Annotated in this window: 17 protein-coding genes and 2 tRNA genes; 8 read left to right on the top strand and 11 right to left on the bottom strand. The window is 59.3% G+C overall.

The window, feature by feature from the left end; translation table 11 throughout:
• Window positions 1-83: 83 nt before the first annotated feature.
• Complete coding sequence (locus GRI43_RS13945) at window positions 84-920, top strand: hypothetical protein (protein WP_235903610.1); 837 nt, start codon at window positions 84-86, stop codon at window positions 918-920.
• A complete protein-coding gene (locus GRI43_RS05060; protein ID WP_235903678.1) occupies window positions 871-2,448 on the top strand; it encodes a DNA polymerase Y family protein in 1,578 nt (525 codons plus the stop codon). The genes GRI43_RS13945 and GRI43_RS05060 overlap by 50 nt, the downstream gene beginning before the upstream one ends.
• 30 nt (window positions 2,449-2,478) lie before the next feature.
• Here GRI43_RS05060 and GRI43_RS05055 read toward each other — a convergent pair whose 3' ends face one another.
• Complete coding sequence (locus GRI43_RS05055; protein ID WP_160729963.1) at window positions 2,479-3,198, bottom strand: carbonic anhydrase; 720 nt, start codon at window positions 3,196-3,198, stop codon at window positions 2,479-2,481.
• A 266-nt stretch (window positions 3,199-3,464) separates the two neighbouring features.
• Here GRI43_RS05055 and GRI43_RS05050 point away from each other — a divergent pair, with 266 nt between their 5' ends.
• Genes GRI43_RS05050 through GRI43_RS05035 form a run of 4 tightly spaced genes read left to right on the top strand, consistent with a single transcriptional unit; the run spans window position 3,465 to window position 10,408 of the window.
• Window positions 3,465-4,709, top strand: coding sequence for a putative DNA modification/repair radical SAM protein (locus GRI43_RS05050; protein ID WP_160729962.1), 1,245 nt, complete (start codon window positions 3,465-3,467; stop codon window positions 4,707-4,709).
• Window positions 4,706-6,139, top strand: a complete 1,434-nt coding sequence (locus GRI43_RS05045) for a UdgX family uracil-DNA binding protein (protein WP_160729961.1) — start codon at window positions 4,706-4,708, stop codon at window positions 6,137-6,139. The genes GRI43_RS05050 and GRI43_RS05045 overlap by 4 nt, the downstream gene beginning before the upstream one ends.
• A gap of 1 nt (window position 6,140) precedes the next feature.
• A complete protein-coding gene (locus GRI43_RS05040; protein ID WP_160729960.1) occupies window positions 6,141-9,677 on the top strand; it encodes an error-prone DNA polymerase in 3,537 nt (1,178 codons plus the stop codon).
• A 2-nt stretch (window positions 9,678-9,679) separates the two neighbouring features.
• The gene (locus GRI43_RS05035; RefSeq protein ID WP_160729959.1) at window positions 9,680-10,408 is read left to right on the top strand and encodes an extensin-like domain-containing protein; all 729 of its coding nucleotides are present in this window, start codon (window positions 9,680-9,682) and stop codon (window positions 10,406-10,408) included.
• A gap of 10 nt (window positions 10,409-10,418) precedes the next feature.
• Here the strand turns inward: GRI43_RS05035 and phoB are convergent, their stop codons facing one another.
• The 9 genes from phoB to recJ all read right to left on the bottom strand — a co-directional run bounded on the left by phoB (window position 10,419) and on the right by recJ (window position 18,767).
• Entirely contained in the window at window positions 10,419-11,108 is a 690-nt protein-coding gene (gene phoB, locus GRI43_RS05030; RefSeq protein WP_160729958.1) for a phosphate regulon transcriptional regulator PhoB, read from the bottom strand.
• A gap of 82 nt (window positions 11,109-11,190) precedes the next feature.
• Entirely contained in the window at window positions 11,191-11,859 is a 669-nt protein-coding gene (gene phoU, locus GRI43_RS05025; protein WP_160729957.1) for a phosphate signaling complex protein PhoU, read from the bottom strand.
• Window position 11,860: 1 nt separating this feature from the next.
• A complete protein-coding gene (gene pstB / locus GRI43_RS05020) occupies window positions 11,861-12,607 on the bottom strand; it encodes a phosphate ABC transporter ATP-binding protein PstB (RefSeq protein ID WP_202391657.1) in 747 nt (248 codons plus the stop codon).
• Window positions 12,608-12,645: 38 nt separating this feature from the next.
• Window positions 12,646-13,896, bottom strand: a complete 1,251-nt coding sequence (gene pstA, locus GRI43_RS05015) for a phosphate ABC transporter permease PstA (protein WP_160729955.1) — start codon at window positions 13,894-13,896, stop codon at window positions 12,646-12,648.
• Complete coding sequence (pstC, locus tag GRI43_RS05010) at window positions 13,889-15,274, bottom strand: phosphate ABC transporter permease subunit PstC (protein WP_160729954.1); 1,386 nt, start codon at window positions 15,272-15,274, stop codon at window positions 13,889-13,891. Before pstC ends, pstA begins: the two co-directional genes overlap by 8 nt.
• A gap of 133 nt (window positions 15,275-15,407) precedes the next feature.
• The gene (locus GRI43_RS05005) at window positions 15,408-16,532 is read right to left on the bottom strand and encodes an ATP-binding protein (RefSeq protein ID WP_235903609.1); all 1,125 of its coding nucleotides are present in this window, start codon (window positions 16,530-16,532) and stop codon (window positions 15,408-15,410) included.
• Between the two features lie 159 nt (window positions 16,533-16,691).
• Window positions 16,692-16,766 (bottom strand) — tRNA-Glu (locus GRI43_RS05000).
• A gap of 53 nt (window positions 16,767-16,819) precedes the next feature.
• Window positions 16,820-16,894 (bottom strand) — tRNA-Glu (locus tag GRI43_RS04995).
• A gap of 91 nt (window positions 16,895-16,985) precedes the next feature.
• Entirely contained in the window at window positions 16,986-18,767 is a 1,782-nt protein-coding gene (recJ, locus tag GRI43_RS04990) for a single-stranded-DNA-specific exonuclease RecJ (protein WP_160729952.1), read from the bottom strand.
• Window positions 18,768-18,846: 79 nt separating this feature from the next.
• On the opposite strand from recJ, the gene GRI43_RS04985 reads away from it, so the two are divergent.
• Together GRI43_RS04985 and GRI43_RS04980 are read left to right on the top strand one after the other, a co-directional pair.
• Window positions 18,847-19,338 carry a flavodoxin family protein gene (locus GRI43_RS04985; RefSeq protein WP_160729951.1) on the top strand — a complete coding sequence of 164 codons (492 nt, stop codon included), beginning with the start codon at window positions 18,847-18,849 and terminating at the stop codon, window positions 19,336-19,338.
• Between the two features lie 137 nt (window positions 19,339-19,475).
• Window positions 19,476-20,207 (top strand): hypothetical protein, encoded by a 732-nt coding sequence (locus GRI43_RS04980; protein WP_160729950.1) that lies wholly within the window; start codon window positions 19,476-19,478, stop codon window positions 20,205-20,207.
• Between the two features lie 47 nt (window positions 20,208-20,254).
• Here GRI43_RS04980 and GRI43_RS04975 read toward each other — a convergent pair whose 3' ends face one another.
• Entirely contained in the window at window positions 20,255-21,226 is a 972-nt protein-coding gene (locus GRI43_RS04975; RefSeq protein ID WP_160729949.1) for an NAD(P)H-dependent flavin oxidoreductase, read from the bottom strand.
• Between the last annotated feature and the right edge of the window lie 97 nt (window positions 21,227-21,323).

The following is a 21,323-nucleotide window of genomic DNA, read 5'->3' as shown; positions in this document are numbered from 1 at the left end:
TTGTTCCTAGGGAAAAGATTCAGCGGGGATATTGCGCGTCTTTGCGGATTGGAACATAATAAGAACATATGAGTCGTTCCAGCATGCCACACGATACCTCCCCTTCGATTCCGCAGCCTTTGCTGAAGGATGCCGCTGCGCTTGCCGTGCAGCGTTCCGCTCGCTGGAAACCGGGCTTGTCAGGCGTGCATCACAGCGAAGTTTTCGCTTCGGGGCGTGAGGGGAGCGGCGCGGCTGCGGCGCTGTCGCTTGCACTCGATCAATGGCGCGGCGAACACATCAAACGGCAGGCAGATCCGCTGGCTGCCGGGGATGACCAGCGCTCGATATTATGGGTTCAGGACCGTGCGGCGGTGAAGGCCAATGGTCGGCCTTATCGCCCTGGTCTGCCAGCGGAACTGCGCCACCGGATCATCCACGTTCTGGCGGAAAAGGCAGAAGATGCACTGTTCGCACTGGAGGAGGGGGTGCGCTGCCGCGACCTTGCCTTCGTGATCGGGGAACTGGCGGGAAATCCGCGTGCACTCGATTTCACTGCCTCACGCCGTCTCAGCCTGGCTGCGGAAAGACACGGTGTTCCGTTATGGCTGGTGCGGTTCGATGCCGGGCATGACCTTTCCTCTGCCCGGATGCGATGGGAAGTGCGTTCCGCCCAATCGCCCTGGCCCCGATGGAACGCCGCCGCCCCGGGCGCACCCAGCTGGCATGCCGAGCTGTTTCGTGCCCGGTCCCACCCACCCGGAGAATGGATTTTGCACGATGACGGACAGTCTCTCAAAGCCGCCCGGCCTGGGACCCGGCCCGGCAGCGCCGCAATCATCGCCGACAACGATACAGAGAGAGGAGCAGGCGCGCCCGCCGCGGCGTATCCTGTCGGTCTGGCTCGCCCGACTGTCGGTCGATCGCTGGCGGCTCTCTAACGGCCTCAAACGGGGCGAGGGCGGCGATGCCCTGCCAACCGCATTGATCACTGAAACCGCGCATGGACCGCGCATCAATGCAGTTAACGAAGCGGCCATTGCCGCCGGTGCGCGCAAGGGCATGATGCTGGCTGACGCGCGTACGCTGTGCCCGTCGATACAGGTCGCCCCCAGCGATCCTGCGGGCGATATCGATGCGCTGGAAAAACTTGCCATATGGGCACAGCGATGGGGCCCGTGGAGCGCGATGGACCCGCCTGACGGATTGCTGATCGATATCACCGCTGCGGCGCATCTTTTTGGCGGGGAACGGCGACTGCTGGAAGATGCCCAGGCATTGTTCCGCAAGCGCGAGCTGGCTGCACGGCTTGCCATCGCGCCGACTGCCGGTGCGGCTTGGGCATTGGCACATTACGGCCCCGAACTGACAATTCTGGATCCTGATGACGACATCGCGCAGCGCCTGTCGCAGCTGCCGGTTGCCGCGCTCCGCCTTGATGATGACGTCATGACGGTTCTGAGGCGCCTTGGTTTGAAACGGTTATCCGACCTTTCGGGCATCACTACGGCCGGCGGGACAGGTGGCACAGGCCGCGATGCAATCATGCGCCGGTTCCGCAATCGCCGCTCCCCCGCAGCCAATCCGCTGGTGCGGATGGACCAGTTGCTGGGCAAGGTTCCGGAACCGCTGCTGCCTGTAATTCCGCAACATATGCCGCTGGTCCAGCGGCGTCTTGCAGAGCCGATCCGGCACCGCGAACTGCTTGACCAAGTATTGGCCGATCTGGCGCAGGACATGTCACGCGAACTGGAGGGGAAGGCCAAAGGCGCACGCCGTCTGGAACTTGGGCTATGGCGCGTCGATGGAGAAGTGGTTGTCCGTGCGCTGGAAATGGCCGCTGCAACCCGCGATGCCGCGCATATCTGCCGCCTGCTCGCGGCCAAGCTGGATGATGTAGATGCCGGTTTCGGGATTGAAACCGTGCGTTTGCGGGCGAGCTGGGCGGAACCGCTGGCCCTATCACAAGGTGACATAGAGACATCGGCTGAAAACCAGGGCACTTCGCTTGCCGCCTGCGTGGACCGGCTGACAGTCCGGCTTGGCTCCCGGGCAGTGACCAGACCGGTGCCGTTTGCCAGCCATATTCCTGAACGCGCGCAGCGTTGGCAGCCCCCGCTGGAGCCGGAACCTGCATCACAAGGTGAACTAGCTTTTCATCACAGGCCGCTGAAAATGCTGGATAAGGCAGAACGTATCACGGTTCTGTACGCCACCCCCGATGGTTATCCGCGCCGTTTCCGCTGGCGCGGCCAGGTGCACGAAGTCGCCCGCGTCGAAGGGCCTGAACGCATTGCCCCCGAATGGTGGCGTGAAAGGTCCAGCGTTCGCCTGCGGGATTACTACCGGATCGAGGACGGCGAGGGCCGCCGTTACTGGATTTACCGCCACGGCCTGATCGGTGACGGACGCGGCAATGACAAACAGGGCGGATTGCCCGACTGGTACCTGCAAGGACTGTGCGCCTGAGGCCCCAGTCGGGCTTGTGATTATCCGGGGTTATTCAGCCGGCGCAACCAACAGACGATTGCCGAGGGGCTGGATCGACCGTGCGCTACTGCCAAGAATCTTGCTCAGAGCGGCGATCTGGTCCGCGCTTGCGGTCACGATGTCTTTGGAAACGTGCCAGTTTACACCTTCGCTGCAAGGGGGCGTGGTAAGCGAACCCATGTAGCGGTAAACAGAGAGGTTATCGGGAATCATCGTTTCGATATCCAGATTGACCTCTGCACCGCTCCCGCTGTCCAGCGCATCTATGATGGTGGCAAGCCCGGTGTTCGCTTCGCCTTCTTTGAACATGATGCCCAGAACGCCCAGCTTTCCGTCTTCGGTGGCGTGTACGAAATGGCCGACCAGCGGGAAGCGTTCACCGTTTATGGCGTGTTCCGATGGCGTATGGAAATGAACCTGCAGAAGGGAGAAATCCAGTCCGCCGGACACCATTCCCATACCAGCGGGGAAATCGAGTTGGATCTTCTGATTGCCAAGGCTCAGCTTTGCTTCTGTCTCGCCATAGCTCGTTTCCAATTCAATATCGGCCACGGCATTGGGGGCACCAAGATCAATGGGGGACTGGTTGAGCCCGGCATCGCACAAGGCATAATTGCTGTTCTGGAGTGACCAGCGTTCGGGCGCTGCGCCGTCGCCGAATTTCCAGTCTTGCGCGGATGCAGTGGTCGCAAGACAGGCAGCGACAGCGAAAGATGCGATATATTTCATTGTATTTTCCCACTTTTACAGCGGGGCAATGCTCTCACACGGACCCGCTGTTGCCGGTCATAGCCGGCGCAATCTAACCTGACAGTGAGTGAAAATCGGTTCGGCCCACTGTCGTTCGATACGTCCGACATCACGAGCATTTGCTCGCCAGAGGGGCCCGGTCCGTGGCTCCATTACGCATGACTGTAAAAGTGGTTCCCGCGGAAACGCAAAAAAATCTCGATTTCCTGCTTCCCTCACGAGGCACAAGAACATATATAGAACAAATGGGCCAGTTAAGCACGATAGAGAAGCTCGGCATTCTCGCCGATGCGGCGAAGTATGATGCATCCTGCGCGTCTTCGGGCACGGCGAAGAAGAATTCGCTCGGCGGGAAAGGCATCGGTTCGACGGAGGGGATGGGAATCTGCCATGCTTATGCGCCGGACGGGCGCTGTATCTCGCTGCTCAAGATATTGCTGACCAACCACTGCATCTTCGATTGTCACTATTGCATCAACCGCAAGAGCAGCAATGTCCGCCGTGCGCGATTCACGCCGCAGGAGGTCGCGGACCTGACGATCAGTTTCTACCGGCGCAATTATATCGAGGGGCTGTTTCTCTCATCCGGCATCATAAAAAGCTCCAATTTCACTATGGAGCAGATGGTAGAATGCGCGCGTATCCTGCGGGAAGAACACGATTTTCGCGGTTACATCCACCTGAAAACCATTCCCGAAGCGGATCCTGAACTGGTGCATCAGGCGGGGCTTTATGCAGACCGCGTCTCGATCAATGTTGAACTGCCCACCGACAGCGGGCTCACCCGCCTCGCGCCTGACAAGAACGCGCAGCAGATCGAGGGCGCGATGGGCAAGGTGAAATCCGACATCGCCGAGATGAAAGACGCCAGGAAGCGGTTCAAACACGCCCCCCGCTTCGCGCCTGCCGGCCAGTCCACGCAAATGATTGTCGGCGCAGATGCCGCCAGCGATGCGGACATCATGGGCAAGGCAAGCCGGCTGTATGACGGGTTCAAACTGCGCCGCGTGTATTATTCCGCTTTCAGCCCGATCCCGGATGCCAGCGCCGTATTGCCGCTCAAACGTCCGCCGCTGATCCGCGAACACCGCCTGTACCAATCCGACTGGCTAATGCGGTTTTACGGTTATCAGGCGCGCGAAGTAATGCAGGCGACCGATCATGACGGCAATCTGCCGCTGGATATCGATCCCAAGCTTGCATGGGCGCTCAAGTTTCGTGAGAGTTTCCCGCTCGACGTCAACCGCGCGCCCCGGGAAATGCTGCTCCGTGTACCGGGCCTTGGCGTCACGGCGGTAAACCGGGTTCTGGCTGCGCGACGTCACAAGACGCTCCGGCTCGAAGATGTCGGGCGTGTGACGGTTTCTATTGCCAAGGTGCGCCCGTTCATCATCGCGGCCGATTGGCGGCCGACTACGCTGACCGATCGCGCGGATTTACGCACGTTGCTTGCGCCGAAACAGGAACAGCTGGAACTGTTTGCCGCATGACCGCGCTCCGTCAGCCCACCGATACTGCCTATTACACCGTTTCCATGCTGGAGCCGGACGATTTCGCTTTCTGGCGGGACAAGGCGCGCCAGCTGGTCCAGTGCGGTATTCCGCCCGGACAGGTCAGCTGGACAGAGCCGGGCAGCTCGGGTGATCTGTTTGCAGGGGAAGGCACTCAATTGCCGGTCCCGCCAGCTGATGTGCCGCAAATTCGCGCCAGCAAGCGATTTCTGGCGCTGGCGAAGAATGTCGTGCTCCATTCCGACCCGGAACGCTTTGCCTTGCTCTATGCGCTTCTGTGGCGATTGCAGGCCAATCCCCGGATCATGGAGGACAAGACCGATTTGCAGGTCCGCCGGGTGGAGGAACTGGACAAGAATGTCCGGCGCGACAGCCACAAGATGCACGCCTTTGTCCGTTTCCGCCGATTGGAGCGCGACGATGGCGAAGATCACTATGTCGCCTGGTTCGAACCTGATCATCACATCGTGCGCGCCAATGCAGGGTTCTTCAAACGCCGCTTTGCCAATATGCACTGGTCCATCCTGACGCCGAAAGGCTGCATCCACTGGGATGGAGACACCATGCGGGAAAGCCCGCCGGCAGAGCGGGGCGATGCGCCGAGCAGTGATCCGGCCGAGGAGCTTTGGCTCAAATATTACGCGTCGATTTTCAATCCAGCGCGCTTGAAAGTCAGCGCGATGATGAGCGAAATGCCCAAGAAATACTGGAAAAACATGCCCGAGGCAGCGCTTATTCCGGAATTGGTGGCTGGCGCGCAAAAGCGGGAATCGCAAATGGTTGCCGCGGGCGAACTGACCTTTGACGAGCGCCCGGAAACACTTGGCGCTATCGAAAAAGCGATCGATCGGTGCCGGAAATGTCCAATCGGTGAACTCGCCAACCATTCGGTGATGGGTGAGGGGCCGCAGGATGCGGCGCTGATGATTGTCGGCGAGCAGCCGGGCGATCAGGAGGATCAGGCTCGCCGCCCCTTTGTCGGTCCGGCGGGCCAATTGCTTGATGTTCACCTGCAGAAGGCGGGTATCGAGCGCAGCAAGGCATACGTCACCAATGCCGTGAAGCATTTCAAATATGTCCAGCGGGGCAAGCGGCGCATCCATCAGTCCCCGGCGGCGAAGGAAATCGACACCTGCCGCTGGTGGATCGAGGCCGAACGCGAAATCGTAAAGCCCAAGGTGGTTCTGGCGATGGGGGCCAGCGCTGCGCGCGGGATACTCGGCCGGACAGTCAGCATTTCGAAGGTTCGCGGGCAGCCGGTCCCGCTCGAGGACGGCAGCGAACTGTGGATCACGGCGCATCCTTCCTACCTGCTGCGGCTTGAAGGCGAAGCGCAGGAGAAACAGGTGAAACTGTTCGATGCCGATCTCGCCGCAGTGAGGGAGCGCCTGGCGGAGCTGGCAGTGTGATATGCCGGAGGCTCCGCTTACCCCTGACAAGCGCACGCTGGAGATTGATCCGGCAATGCTCGATGCGCCCGCGCGTGCGCCTTTCGTGGAGCTGGGATTGGTCAGCTGCTTCAGTTTCCTGCGCGGTGCGTCTGATGCGGTAGATCTGGTGCTGGCCGCAAGGCAGCTGGGCTATGATGCAATCGCGATTGCCGATGCCAATACGCTGGCCGGGGTTGTGCGTGTTCATGCAGAAGCAAAAACGCTTAAATTGCAGCCTGTTATTGGCTGCAGGATCGAGACGGTCGAGGGGCTTTGCTTTCTTGCCTATCCGCGGGACCGGGCAGCTTACGGGCGTCTCTGCCGCCTGATTTCTGCCGCGCGAATGCAGACGCTGGACGGTGAGTGGCAGGAAAAGGGTGCATGCGATATCTCGTTGGCCCTGCTTTCGCAGCATAGCGAAGATGTGCAGCTGATCCTGATGCCTCCGTCCGATCTGCGAGCCCATTTCACGATACCAGCCTGGGGCAGCAACGTCGTAGATCTGGATGGATCTGCGCTTGCGGCGTCAATTGATTGTAATTTCGAGGAAAGCCTGCCCCATCTGGCGGCCGGCCTGCCATCGCTGCGGCACCTTGCCGCAAGTTACCTCTACACCGGCAATGATATCGCCCGGATCGACCGCCTCAATATGCTCGCGCGGCAGAACGGGCTTTGTCTGCTAGCGACCAACGATGTCCATTATCACACGCCCCAGCGCAGGCCGCTGCAGGATGTCATGACCGCGATCCGCCATAAGACCACGGTGGCAAAGGCAGGGCATCTTCTGCACGGCAATGGGGAGCGTTACCTCAAATCGCCCGAAATGATGGTAAAGTTGTTCGAACGGTGGCCGCACGCGATCAGCGCCGCCCGCGAGGTGGCCGATGCGTGCCGTTTCAGCCTGGACGAATTGCAGTATGAGTATCCGGAGGAAAGCTATCCCGGCGGCATGACGCCGCAGCAAATGCTTGAAAAGTCTAGCTGGGAAGGGGCCGCGTGGCGGTATCCAGATGGTGTGCTCGATAGCGTCCGGCTGACGATCAAGAAAGAACTGGCGCTGATCGAGAAGCTCGATCTCGCGCGCTATTTCCTCACCATCAAGGAGATCGTCGACTTCGCGCGCGGCGTCGATCCGCCGATCCTGTGCCAGGGGCGGGGCAGCGCGGCCAATTCGGCGGTGTGTTATTGCCTGGGCATCACCAGCGTCGATCCTGCAAAACATGCTTTGCTGTTCGACCGCTTCATTTCCGAGGAGCGGAAGGAACCGCCCGATATCGATGTCGATTTCGAGCATGAGCGGCGCGAGGAGGTGATCCAGCATATTTACCAGAAATACGGGCGCCACCGAGCCGGCCTGTGCGCCACGGTGATCCATTACCGGCCGCGCATGGCGATCCGCGAAGTGGGCAAGGCGATGGGGCTGAGCGAGGACATAACCAGTGCACTCGCCAAGACCGTCTGGGGCGGGCATGGCCGTGAGATCGGCGAGGCACATGTGGCTGAGACGGGAATGGACATCACCGAACCACACCTTCGCCGGGTTCTGAATCTGACCGAGCAAATGATTGGAATGCCTCGGCATTTGTCGCAGCATGTCGGCGGCTTCATCCTTACCGAAGGGGCGCTGACTGAAACCGTTCCGATCGGCAATGGCGCGATGCCCGACCGCAGTTTCATTGAATGGGACAAGGATGACATCGAAACGCTGGGCATTCTGAAGGTCGATGTGCTGGCGCTGGGGATGCTGACCTGCATCAGGAAATGCCTCGATCTTCTTGAAAACCATCATGAAAGGCGGCTCGATCTGGCGACTGTCCCGCGCGAAGATCCGGAGACCTATGCGATGCTGCGCAAGGGGGACTCGCTGGGTGTGTTCCAGGTGGAAAGCCGCGCACAGATGAACATGCTGCCGCGGCTGCGCCCGCGCGAATTCTATGATCTGGTGATCCAGGTGGCGATCGTGCGCCCCGGACCCATCCAGGGGGATATGGTTCACCCCTATCTCAAGCGGCGGCGCGGCGAGGAGAAGGTGATCATCCCGGCCCCCGGGCCTGAGCACGGGCCGCCGGACGAATTGTCGAGCATTCTGGAGCGGACTCTGGGCGTTCCGATCTTCCAGGAACAGGCGATGAAGATCGCGCTCGATGCGGCAAAGTTCAGCAGTCTGGAGGCCAACCGCCTGCGCAAGGCGATGGCGACATTCCGCAGCCGCGGCATGGTGGACGAGTTGCAGGACATGATGGTCGAGCGGATGGTTCATCGCGGCTACGACCGCGAGTTTGCCCAGCGCTGTTTCAACCAGATACGCGGCTTCGGCGAATACGGCTTTCCCGAGAGCCACGCCGCCAGCTTTGCGCATCTTGTTTACGTGTCGAGCTGGCTCAAATGCCATTTTCCCGCGGCCTTCGCCTGCGCCTTGCTCAACTCTCAGCCAATGGGCTTCTATGCCCCGGCACAGATCGTGCGAGACGCGGCAGAGCATGGCGTCACGGTGTTACCGGCCGACGTCAATCATTCGCAGTGGGACTGCACACTGGAGGAATTGCGCCGGCCAGCAGGGCAGGCAGGGGAAAAAGGGCGCATGGACAGCCATATCGCACTGCGCCTCGGTCTGAGGCAGGTCGATGGTCTGCCTGAACATGTTGCGGCGCAATTGCTGTCGGAACGTGATAATTCAGGAGGTTATGCTGACGTCATGGCGCTGCGCGACCGTGCCCGCATCTCCCCGGCGCATATCGAAAGGCTGGCATCGGCCGATTGTTTCTCCTCCCTGCGGCTTTCACGGCGGCAAGCCTTGTGGGATGCGCGCAGCCTGATCGGTGGGCCGGACTTGCCGCTGTTCAGCTATGCAGAGGAACGCGATGAAGGGGCCGAGCGGCACAAAGCGGCTTTGCCCGCCATGCCTCTGTCCGAAGAAGTAGTGAATGATTACCAGACCACGCGTCTCAGCCTGAAGGCACATCCCATGGCTTTCTTGCGCGCTGGGCTGGGTGAGCGCGGCTTCGTGCGGGCGTGCGACCTCAGGAAGCGTAAATTCCGCTCCATGGTCAATGTCGCAGGCGTCGTGCTGATCCGTCAGCGGCCCGGCAGCGCCAAGGGCGTTTGCTTCATCACGCTTGAGGATGAGACCGGCGTGATCAACCTGGTCGTGTGGCCCGATCTGAAGGAGAAGCAGCGGCGGGTTGTGATGGGTGCCCGCCTGATGGAGGTTCGCGGGCGTGTGGAGTATGATGACGAAGTGATTCATGTCATTGCTCACCACATGACCGATGCCTCGAACGAGCTCTACAAACTGTCGGATGAAATGCTCAATGCCCCGGTTGCGCGCGCTGACCATGTGAATAGCCCGTTGCCGGCCAAGCTGAACCCCAGAGATGACTTGAGAGAAGGTGCAGAGGACCCATATCGGCCGGTGGAGCCATGGGAGGAGCCGCCGCCGGGCAATCGTGAATGCGGATGGCATGGCGGCCACCCGCGCGACGTCCGCGTAATCCCCAAATCGAGGGATTTTCATTGAATATGGGCAAGTCGCGAATTTCCCGCAAAATTGGTGTGTTCAAGGCAGACAGGAGGGCCGCGCTTGCAATCGCGATCCTGGCGCTCGCGCTCGCTGCCTGGCGGTTCATGGCCGAGAACCCGCAACACAATCCATGGGCACCGCTTGATCTACGCGATCCGGTGGGCTGGACCACAGCCAGCAAACTTTCTTCGCTGAGGGATGATACGGCGCTTTGCCGCGCAGTCCTTACGCGAAGCGAGATCGAATTCGAGGCCCTGCCGCCATCAGGCGAAGGCGCATGCGCCCGCCGCGACCGGACCTTGCTGACCACATACCCGTTTGCCGGAAGGCCGCCGGCGACAACCTGCGCGGTAGGTGCCGGACTGGAACTGTGGTTGGAAAGAAGCGTTCGCCCCGCCGCACAGGAAATGCTGGGCAGCAAAATCGTTTCTGTTCAGCACTATGGCGCATATAGCTGCCGCCGCCTCTATGGCCGCGACGATGGACCATGGAGCGAACATGCAACCGGCAATGCCATCGATATATCGGGGTTTGTGCTGGCAGATGGCCAGCAAGTCAGCCTGGTCAATAATTGGGAGGGTGATGCAGATAAGTCAGCGTTCCTGAAACGCATCAGGGACGAGGCGTGCGATATATTCGGGACTGTCCTTTCGCCCGCCTACAATGAACAGCACCGGGATCACTTCCATCTGGATCAGGCAGCGCGCTCATGGAGCACCTGCCGGTGATCGGCAGAAATCAGACCCCTTCCATCGCGTAGCCGGCTGAACGGACGGTCCGGATCGGATCCTTCGTCCCGTCCATCTGGATCGCTTTGCGCAGGCGGCGAATGTGCACATCGACCGTCCGCAATTCGATGTCGCTGCCCGTTCCCCAGACACCGTCGAGCAGCTGGTTGCGGGAAAATACCCGGCCCGGACTTTCCATGAAGAATTTCAGCAGCCGGTATTCGGTTGGGCCAAGCTGCAAATTCTTGCCGCAGCGTTCGACCTTGTGAGCGACCGGATCGAGACGGATATCGCCGACCTCGATCGACTCGCCTGCAAGTGCAGGGCGGATGCGGCGCATCACCGCAGCAACGCGTGCCAGCAATTCGCGCGGCGAAAATGGTTTCGTAAGATAGTCATCAGCGCCAGTTTCCAGGCCGCGGATCCGGTCATCCTCGGCCTCGCGCGCGGTCAGCATGATGATCGGGACGTGTGCCGTGGCCTTGGCCCTGCGCAAGCGCCGGCACACCTCGATGCCGCTCGTCCCTTCGATCATCCAGTCGAGAATGATCAGATCGGGTACATCCTCTTCAGCAAGGATCAGCGCCTCATCGCCATCAGGCGTGGTGCGGACATCATAGCCTTCGTTCTCGAAACGAAACTCCAGCAGTTCGGAAAGTGCCGGATCATCTTCGACAAGTAGCAATTTGGCGTTTGGCATTTTGGATTCGCCCCTGTGATTTTCATCCTTCTGGCGCGAAAATTGTTACAGCATCACGACAGCAATATGTCAGGCGCGCGGATCAACTATCCTCGTCTGGCGGATAAAACCCGGTTGCCGCGAAATGCACCATCTCGGCAACATTGGTTGCGTGGTCCCCGATGCGTTCGATATTACGGGCAATGAACAGCAACTGTGCAGCGCTTGAAATGGTTGCAGGATTTTCAACCATATAGCTGACAACATTGCGGAAAATACTGTTGTAGAAAGCGTCGACTTTCTCGTCCGTGGCGATCACTTCCTTTGCCAGGACAGGATCGCGTGCGGCATATGCAGTCAGCACATCATGCACCATTTCACTGGCAACTTCGCCCATCGCGGCAAGCAATGTGAGCGGTTCGAATTTCTTGCGATCTTCAATATCGCTAACGCGCTTGGCGATGTTCTTCGAATAATCGCCGATGCGTTCAACCACGCCGGCAATTTTCAGCGCTGCGATCACTTCGCGCAGATCGTCGGCCATGGGCGCACGCAGAGCAATGATGCGGATAGCCAGCTTGTCGACTTCGGCTTCCAGCGCGTCGATTTTCTTGTCGCGCTTGATCACCCCGGCGGCGAGCTCTTCATCTCCGCGGATCAGAGCGTCCAGCGCCTCGTGGATCGACAGTTCAGACAGGCCGCCCATCTCCGCGATCAGGCCGCGAAGACGAGTGATGTCCTCGTCGAAGGCTTTGACTGTATGCTCGTTCATTTTAGCCGTACCGTCCTGTGATGTAATCTTGCGTCCGTTGCTCCAGCGGATTGGTGAAAATATCCGTGGTCCGCCCATACTCTACCATTGAGCCAAGGTGGAAGAAAGCGGTCCGCTGGGAAACGCGTGCGGCCTGCTGCATGCTGTGCGTGACGATCACGATTGCATAGCGTCCGTTCAATTCGTCGATAAGCTCTTCGATCTTGGCCGTCGCAATCGGATCGAGCGCAGAACACGGCTCGTCCATAAGGATAACTTCAGGATCAACTGCAATTGCGCGCGCAATGCACAGACGCTGCTGCTGGCCGCCGGAAAGCGCGGTGCCGCTGTCGGTCAGCCGGTCTTTGACTTCGTTCCAGAGGCCAGCACGCTGAAGCGAACGCTCGACAATCGCATCCAGTTCGTCTTTCCCCTCGGCGATGCCGTGAATTTTCGGACCATATGCGATGTTGTCGTAAATCGACTTCGGAAACGGATTTGGCTTCTGGAAAACCATGCCCACGCGGGCGCGGAGCTGGACCACGTCCATCTTCGAACGATAAATGTCCTCACCGTCCAGGGTGATTTCACCATCGACACGCGCCGAAGGGATCGTGTCATTCATCCGGTTGAGCGTACGAAGGAACGTGGATTTACCGCAGCCTGAAGGGCCGATGAAAGCGGTCACGTACTCGGTCGGAATGTCGATCGAAACCTTATCGATCGCCATTTTGTCACCATAGTAAACGGACACGTCCTTCGCCTTCATCTTGGCGTCGGTAGTTTCCAGATTGGGATGGATTACTGTCACCACTTTTTCTCGAATTTGTTGCGAAGGTAGATTGCGAGGCCGTTCATCAGCAGGAGGAACAGCAATAGCACGATAATTGCGGCCGATGTACGTTCGACGAAGCCGCGGTCGATTTCATCCGACCACAGGAAGATCTGCATCGGCAGGACCGTAGCCGGGGAGGTAAACCCGTCTGGCGGCGTCGAGACGAACAGGCGCATACCGATCATCAGCAGCGGCGCCGTTTCACCCAGTGCGCGAGCCATTCCGATGATTGTACCGGTCAGGATGCCGGGGAGGGCAAGCGGCAGAACATGATGGAACACCACCTGCACCGGTGATGCGCCAATCGCCAATGCGCCATCGCGGATCGACGGCGGAACGGCCTTGATCGCATTGCGTCCCGAGATGACAATCACCGGCAGCGTCATCAATGCCAGCGTCATCCCGCCGATAACCGGAGTGGAGCGCAGATTGGGGAACAGGAAGAGGAACACGGCAAGGCCAAGCAGGCCGAAAATGATCGAAGGAACGGCTGCCAGATTGTTGATCGACAGTTCGATAAAGTCGGTCCAGCGGTTTTTCGGGGCGAATTCTTCCAGATAGAGCGCAGCCAGCACACCGATCGGGAATGCAAGTAGCAGCGTCACGAGCATGGTGAGCGCGGAGCCTTTCAGCGCGCCCCAGATGCCGGCGGCTTGCGGGTCAGTTGCATCAGACCGGCTGAGGAAACCCGCGTCGAAATTCTTTTCCAGCTTTCCTTCAGCGGCAAGCTGGCTGGCCAGCGCCTTCATTTCGGGCTGGCCCTCACCGTCGAAACCGGATGCCAGCGACGGCGCTGCGGGGAGCCAGAAGATTTTCTTCTCCCGCAGAATGTCCGGGTCGGCAATGATCTGATCGGCGACTTCGCGCCAGGCAGTGTCACTGATCTGCGCGGCCCCTTCCACCCCGAGAGACTGCTCGGCATAGAATTCAACCACCGCAGGCAATCCCTGCATTTCAAGGCTCTGGACCGCGTTATCCTGCGCCAGTGTGCTTGCATTGCCCGACAGACCAGCTTCGGTCATATCGATGGGCACAGCGAGTTCTGCACGCTGGAAGCCGCCAATGCCGTTGATAGTCATGGTGACGAGCAGGAACGCCAGAATGACAACGGAAAATAGCACAGCCCCAAAGCCGATGGCCTTGAACCGTTTTTCCGCAGCGTAACGCTTCTTCAGGCGCGCCTCGAAGGCAGCCGAGCGGGTTGGGAGTTCGATATCACTCATAAGCTTCGCGGAACCTTTTCACGACGCGCAGGGCGATAAAATTGAGACCAAGGGTGACGATGAACAGCACGAATCCCAATGCGAAGGCGCTGAGCGTGGCCGGGTGGTCGAAACTGCCTTCACCGGTGAGCATCTGAACGATCTGGAATGTTACTGTCGTCATCGCTTCCAGCGGATTGGCCGTCAGATTGGCCGCTGCACCGGCGGCCATCACCACGATCATGGTTTCACCAATCGCGCGGCTGATCGCAAGCATGATACCGGCGACAATGCCGGGCAGGGCGGCGGGGACGAGGACCCGTTTGATTGTTTCGGATGTGGTTGCGCCCATTGCCAGGCTGCCATCGCGCATGGCCTGCGGGACAGCGGCGATAGAATCGTCGGCCATGGACGATACAAACGGAATGATCATCACGCCCATCACAAGGCCGGCAGCCAGCGCGCTTTCGCTGGAAGCACCGCTTATCCCAATCGATACGGCCAGATCACGGATGAATGGCGCCACGGTCAATGCAGCGAAATATCCGTAGACCACGGTCGGCACACCGGCGAGGATTTCCAGCGCGGGCTTCAACCAGCTGCGGGTACGCGGGGCGGCATATTGAGTAAGGTAGATCGCGCTCATCAAGCCAAGCGGTATCGCGACAATCATGGCGATGATTGCGCCGATATAAATGGTACCCCAGAACAGAGGGATCGCACCGAACCGATCGGGATCCGGATTATCCGGATTACTCATTGGATCGGGGCCCCATTCGGTACCGAAGAGGAAATCGATCGGGTTCACCATGCCGAAGAAACGGACCGTCTCGAACACGAGGCTCACGATGATGCCCAGAGTGGTCAGAATCGCAACCAGCGAGGCCACAAGCAGGGTGCCCATGACGATCCGCTCTACACGTGTCCGGGCGCGGAAATCGGGTTTGACCTTCAAGAAAGACCATGCCCCGCCCAAGAAAGCGATCACAAGCGTGGCCAAGCCGCCTAGAAGACCATATCGGGAAATCGCGTCACGGTATGGATCAACCAGAGCGGCAGCCTGTTCGTTGAACACAGCGGGCGAACTTCCTGTCGCGACCGACTTGGCTTCTCGCAACAGTGCATCGCGCTGGAAGCCAAATTCCGGCAGTTCGGATGCCGCCGGCGATGCAATGACGGCCTGATCGATCAATTGCGGCGAAACGAATGACCAGATTGCGATAAACAGGACCGCGGGAATGGCGATCCAAAGGGCAACATACCAACCGTGATAGCTTGGCAGGGCGGCCAATCGGCCGGATTCGGCTTTGCTGCGAAACGCCCATGCACGCGCACGAGCGGCCAGCCAGCCAGCAAGGCCGAGACCGATCACGAGTAGCAGAAGTATCGCTGGTGACATTGCTAAGGCGTGTCCTGAGTCATTCGCAGATTATCGGCGTTGCTGGGGAAGCAGCGGGAAGTCAGAGAATCGGACGAGTGCCGCATGCTGTTCGCAGCACCGTTGTTTGAGAAACATGACAATTCCATGACAATCACGATGCCTTACCATCAACCAGCGGGATTCGGGCCGAAACAACCGTTCCCTGACCTTGTTGGCTGGCGATGTCGAGCCGTCCGCGATGACGTTCAACAATATGTTTCACAATCGCCAGCCCCAGTCCGGTACCGCCCGATGCACGGCTGCGGCCCGGATCGGTTCGGTAAAAGCGGCGCGTCAGATGCGGGATATGCTCGGCCGGTATGCCTTCACCTTGGTCCGCCACAGAAATCAGGGCTTCATCATTGTCCGTCCGGGACAGGCTGACGTTTACAGCACCGTCAGGGCCGCCGTACTTCAGCGCATTATCGACCAGGTTTCGTACCAATTGTTCCAATTGGCGCTGGTCCCCGAGAACGGTCAGGCCAGCAGCAAGATTGAATGTTAGGCGAGGGACTCTCTCGAGGCCGGCCGCGTCACGCGATGCGGTTTCGATCAATGGTTTTAGGTCGACCCTCTCGCGCGGCTGTTCATGCTTTTCCGCTTCGATCCGGGACAACGACATCAGATCGCTGACCAGGCTCTGAAGCCGGTTCGCCTCTGCGAGAATGGTGGAAAGAAATTTGTGCTTGGTGGCTTCTGCTACCTTGGTGTCACTTTCCTGCAGCGTCTCGACATAGCCAATGATCGAAGCAAGCGGCGTGCGGAGTTCATGACTGGCATTGGCAACGAAATCCGTGTGGGCCCGCGCAATGTCCACCTCTGCAGTCTGGTTGAGAAGTTCCACCACTGACAGATTGTCGGACAAAACCTTGCGGTTCATCCGCCACACATCGCGCCGCCTGACCAAACCCACAATCTGCGTGAATCCACCATTTTGCTTGTCTAGAAGGCGTATCGCCTCTGGATGGCGAAACGCGACGCGCATGTCCTGGCCGACGATATGCTTGCCCAACAGCTTGCGCGCGGCCCGATTGGCAACGCTGATCCGGCCATGATCGACCAGCAGTATTGGCGTTCCTGAAAATTCTATCAGTTCGCTCATCTTGTCGGTGCGGAAGGGATCCTGCTGCGGGGCGACTTGGGGTGGGGGCGGCCGCAGCGTAAGTATCCAGATCGAGCCGATCCAGACCAGTCCGGAGGCAGCGATCACCCAAGCATCGACTCCGGCGATTCCCATGACAATCAATGTCGCGGCGCAGAGTAGATAACTCGGCCAGGTATGGGGTCCGGTCTGGTCCATCTTGCCCGCGGCCTTAGCGTTAGAATGCGGCACACACCAGACGCGAAATTGCAATTCCGCAAGCGAATCTGAGGGTAACCGATGCTGTGGGAGGATTGGTGACCCCTACGGGAATCGAACCCGTGTTTCAGCCGTGAAAGGGCCGCGTCCTAACCGCTAGACGAAGGGGCCATCCTGTTGGCCAGCGCACAATGCCGCTCACCTGGAATGAAAAACGCCATCGATGGTGACCCCTACGGGAATCGAACCCGTGTTTCAGCCGTGAAAGGGCCGCGTCCTAACCGCTAGACGAAGGGGCCATACCGATGGCGTGGCGGCGCAATTAGGGGCGTGGAACGGCCGCGTCAAGCCTCGGCAAGTGATTGTTGGCGCTTTGATGCAATTTTCTGATCAATCTGCCCAGGCTGCGTCTTCCAAATGCAGCTCTGCAGCGGGCCTGCTGCCCCAGTCATCGATCTTTGCCCGGCCAGCGAGCCACAATTTGCGCCCCTTCGCCGCATGCAGCAGCGCTTGGCCCATATCGGTCTCTACTGCTCGGAATGCGATCGCCTTGATCGAGCCGCCATCATTGCCGCCGACAATCAACCTCAGATGATCAGTGCCGACAACATCGGCCTTGATCAGATGAACTGGGCCCACGGCAACTCTCGGTCCGGGCCAGCCTACGCCATAAGGGCCGGCTTCCTCGAGGCTTTCAACCAGCGAGGGTACAAGCCCCCGCGGCGCGACCGCCAGATCGAGCAGCACCGATTGCGATGCCTGTGCCTTCGCTACGGTATTGCCCAGCCGGGCATCTAGATAATCCGCAAATTCTTCCAGCTTGCCAGCCTCGATTGTGAGGCCAGCCGCCATCGCGTGGCCGCCGCCGGCCACCAGGATTCCCTCTGCACGGGCAGCGATGATCGCCGCCCCAAGATCCACGCCGGAAATCGATCGGCCCGATCCTTTGCCGGTGTCACCATCCATCGCGATCACGATTGATGGTTTGCCGGTCTTTTCCTTGATCCGCCCGGCGACGATTCCGATCACGCCTGGATGCCACCCTTCGCCTGACAGAACGATGACAGCGCGATTGTGCTGTTGCGCAATCTGTTCTTCTGCCGCTTCCTGAACGGCAGCCTCAATCGCGCGGCGTTCCTCATTCAGGCTCGAAAGCTGAGCGGAAATGTCGCGTGCTTCCTCAGCGTCCTCTGTGGTCAGCAGGCGAACGCCAAGTGTGGATTCGCCAACCCTGCCGCCAGCATTGATGCGCGGACCCAGAGCAAAGCCGAGATCGCTGCAAATCGGCGCGCGTTTGAGCCTGCTGGCATCGATCAGCGCCGCCATCCCGGTGTTGTTACGGCGAGACATCACTTTCAGCCCTTGCGCCACGAAAGCGCGGTTGAGCCCGTGCAATGCGGCAACGTCGGCAACGGTACCGAGCGCGACCAGATCGAGCAGCGACATCAGGTCCGGCTCCGCGCGCCCGTCGAAGAAACCTTGCTTGCGCAGCGTTCGCACAAGCGCGATGCCGAGCAGAAACGCTACGCCCACGGCAGCCAGGTGGCCGAACGAAGCCGCGAAGTCCGATTCGTCGAGCCGGTTCGGGTTTACAAGGGCCGCGGCCTTGGGCAGCTCGGCGGCGCATTTGTGATGATCGACGACTATGACATCGACGCCCGCATCTCTGGCCATTTCCAGCGCCTCGTAAGCCATCGCGCCGCAATCGACCGTGATGATCAGGCTTGATCCCTGTTCTGCCAGTTTGACCAATGCTTCGCCGCTTGGCCCATATCCTTCGAGCAGGCGATCAGGGATGTAATAATGCGCATCACAGCCCAGCATACGCAGGAGCCGCACCATGAGTGCCGCACTAGTTGCGCCGTCCACGTCATAATCGCCGTAGATCGTGATTTTTTCCTGGCTCAGTATCGCTTGCGCAATTCGCTCAGCTGCAACATCCATGTCCTGAAATTCTGACGGATCGGGCAAAAAAGTGCGCAGAGTAGGCGACCGGTGCCGTTCAAGATCATCCTGCCCCACGCCGCGCGACAGAAGAAGCTGGGTCACAATGTCGTTTTCAAGGCTCGCGGACTTATCGGCAATATCCATATTGCCGCCGCGCCAATGCCACGCCTTTCCGGAAAGGGAATTTGTGACCCCGAAAACGGGTGTGAGTGTTCGTGAAGGCATCCGGATCCATTACGTGATCCCGGCCAAGCTGACAAAGGGTAGATGTTGACAATCGACAGCCGGACGCGATGGTCCGGCCATGGCTGATCCACATGAAAAGCTTTTGATAATCTGGCATAGCCGCACCGGAGCGAGCGAGGCGATGGCCAAAGCGGTTCTCGAAGGCGCGGGTGAGGTTGGCCGGATCTTGGCCGCAGATGCCGTGGAGCCTCGCGACATAGTGAACGCCGGTGCGTACCTATTCGTGTGTCCTGAAAACCTCGCCTCCATGTCCGGTCTGATGAAAGAAATGTTCGACCGGTGTTACTATCCAGTACTCGGCCAAATCGAGGGCAGGGCATACGCCACCGCAATCGCCGCCGGGTCTGATGGTGAGGGGGCGCAGCGGCAGATCGACCGAATTGCTAAGGGTTGGCGTCTCAAACGAGTGGCTGAGCCGCTGATAATCAATTGCGATGCGCAAACACCGGAGCAAATCCTCACGCCCAAAATCATTGCAAGTAACGACGAAGAAACGTGCCGTGAATTGGGCGCGGCGCTGGCTGAAGGTCTGACGATCGGAATGTTTTGATTTGTTGCATCCAATTCGGATTATTCATCTTTTGAGGGACTCGACTGCGCAGAAAAACCTAGTCAATAGGCTCCCAGAGGACGAGTAGGGAGCGCAAAGCGATAAAACGGAAACAACCCCAGAATGAAGCGAGGCCAGTGGGGTTGTTGTTGCTGGCGTTTGCTGAAGGGGCGAAAGCCGATGCGGCGACTGTTCTGACGGCTCTCGAAGCCAGCGAACGGATCTTCGTTAGCCACGTGCCCGATGCGATTGAGCATGCAGGATGGGCGGAACTCCTCGTCGATGGTCTGACCTACGATATCTCTGGCTTTGGCGTAAATGCAGAGACCCGGATTGCACGGCCTCGCCACCATTTCGGATATAGCGATACTGACTATTGGCCGGACTCGCTCCCCGACACATTGGCGATTTCCCTCGGCCCGCACCTGCGAAATGCGAGCTCGCACCTTCCGATTCTGCGTGGAATCATGGAAATCGGCGTTGCCCTGAGCGCCGCTTTGCCTGATGTTATTGCGGTCATCTGGAGACCTGCAGAACTTGCGATTGAGCCCGGGCATTTCCAGTCTGACATGGCCCGATGGCTGGATGGCGGTACATTGCCCGCGCAATTACTCGCACCGGTCAACAGTTCGCTGGATGGCGGACTGCAAAGCACTGGACTGGCTCACTTCACCGGGCAAGAACTCAGGATTGAACCTGAACTCACCGAAGATCGCGACTATGCGATGCGACTGGCATCACGCCTGCTTGGCCAATTGCTGCTTTCGCCGCCTGTCAGCAGCGTCGAACAGGTGATCGGGCCCGACGGCAATGCTCTGCGCCTTGAACCGTCGCGCAACGGAAAATTCGTGCGTGTCTGGAGGGGGTAGTCATCAGTCGGCGGCCAGAAGTATCTGGCCGCTAACCTTGCACTCAATCAATCAACCAGCTTCGCCAGCAGGTCACGTTTCGCTTCGTGATATTCGCGCTCAAGCCGGTCCACACGGTCTGCAACGCTGTCGACCGCATCGACTACTCCAACGCCCTGGCCGGAACCCCAAATATCCTTCCAGGCTTTCGCCTTGCTGTTTCCGCCGGACCCGAAATTCATCTTGCTCGGGTCGCTTTGCGGCAGATCGTCAGGATTGAGGCCAGCTTTCTCAATCGATCCGCGCAGGTAATTGCCGTGAACGCCGGTGAAGAGGTTTGTGTAGACGATATCGGCCGCACGGCTGTCGACGATTTCCTGCTTGTAGGCTTCGTCGGCATTGGCCTCCTTGGTCGCAATCCATGCCGATCCGATATAACCGAAGTCCGCGCCCATTGCCTGCGCCGCAAGCACCGAACGCCCGTGCGCGATAGATCCCGACAGCGCGACCAGACCATCGAACCAGCTGCGAATTTCCTGCATCAGCGCGAACGGGGATTGCGTGCCTGCATGTCCGCCGGCACCAGCCGCGACCGGGATCAATCCGTCGGCGCCCTTTTCAATAGCTTTGCGCGCGAAACGGTCATTGATGACATCATGCATCGAGATACCGCCCCATGCCTTGACCGCAGCAAACACTTCTTCGCGCGCGCCGAGTGAAGTGATGACCATTGGCACCTGCCACTTCGCGCAAACTTCCATATCTTCATCGAGACGATCGTTACTACGATGCACGATCTGGTTGACGGCAAAAGGCGCTGCCGGGCGGTCCGGATTGTCACGATTGTGCGCGGCCAGTTCTTCAGTGATCCGGTGCAGCCATTCATCCAGCACGCCGGAAGGGCGGGCATTGAGAGCAGGGAAGGAACCGATGATCCCGGCCTTGCACTGCGCGATGACCAGTTCCGGGCCAGATACGATAAACAGCGGTGAACCGATTATGGGAAGGCGCAGGCGGTCAAAGGGTGCGGGCAGGGTCATCGGGTGCTCCGTTGCGAATTGAAATTGAATTTGCGGTTTATGGGTTCACAATGGTCTTGTCGAGTTTCCGCACTTGCCACCGATGTTGGGGCCCGCC

The organism is Pontixanthobacter luteolus (genome assembly GCF_009828095.1).
GTDB lineage: Bacteria > Pseudomonadota > Alphaproteobacteria > Sphingomonadales > Sphingomonadaceae > Pontixanthobacter > Pontixanthobacter luteolus.
This window is presented reverse-complemented; position numbering and strand designations above follow the sequence as displayed.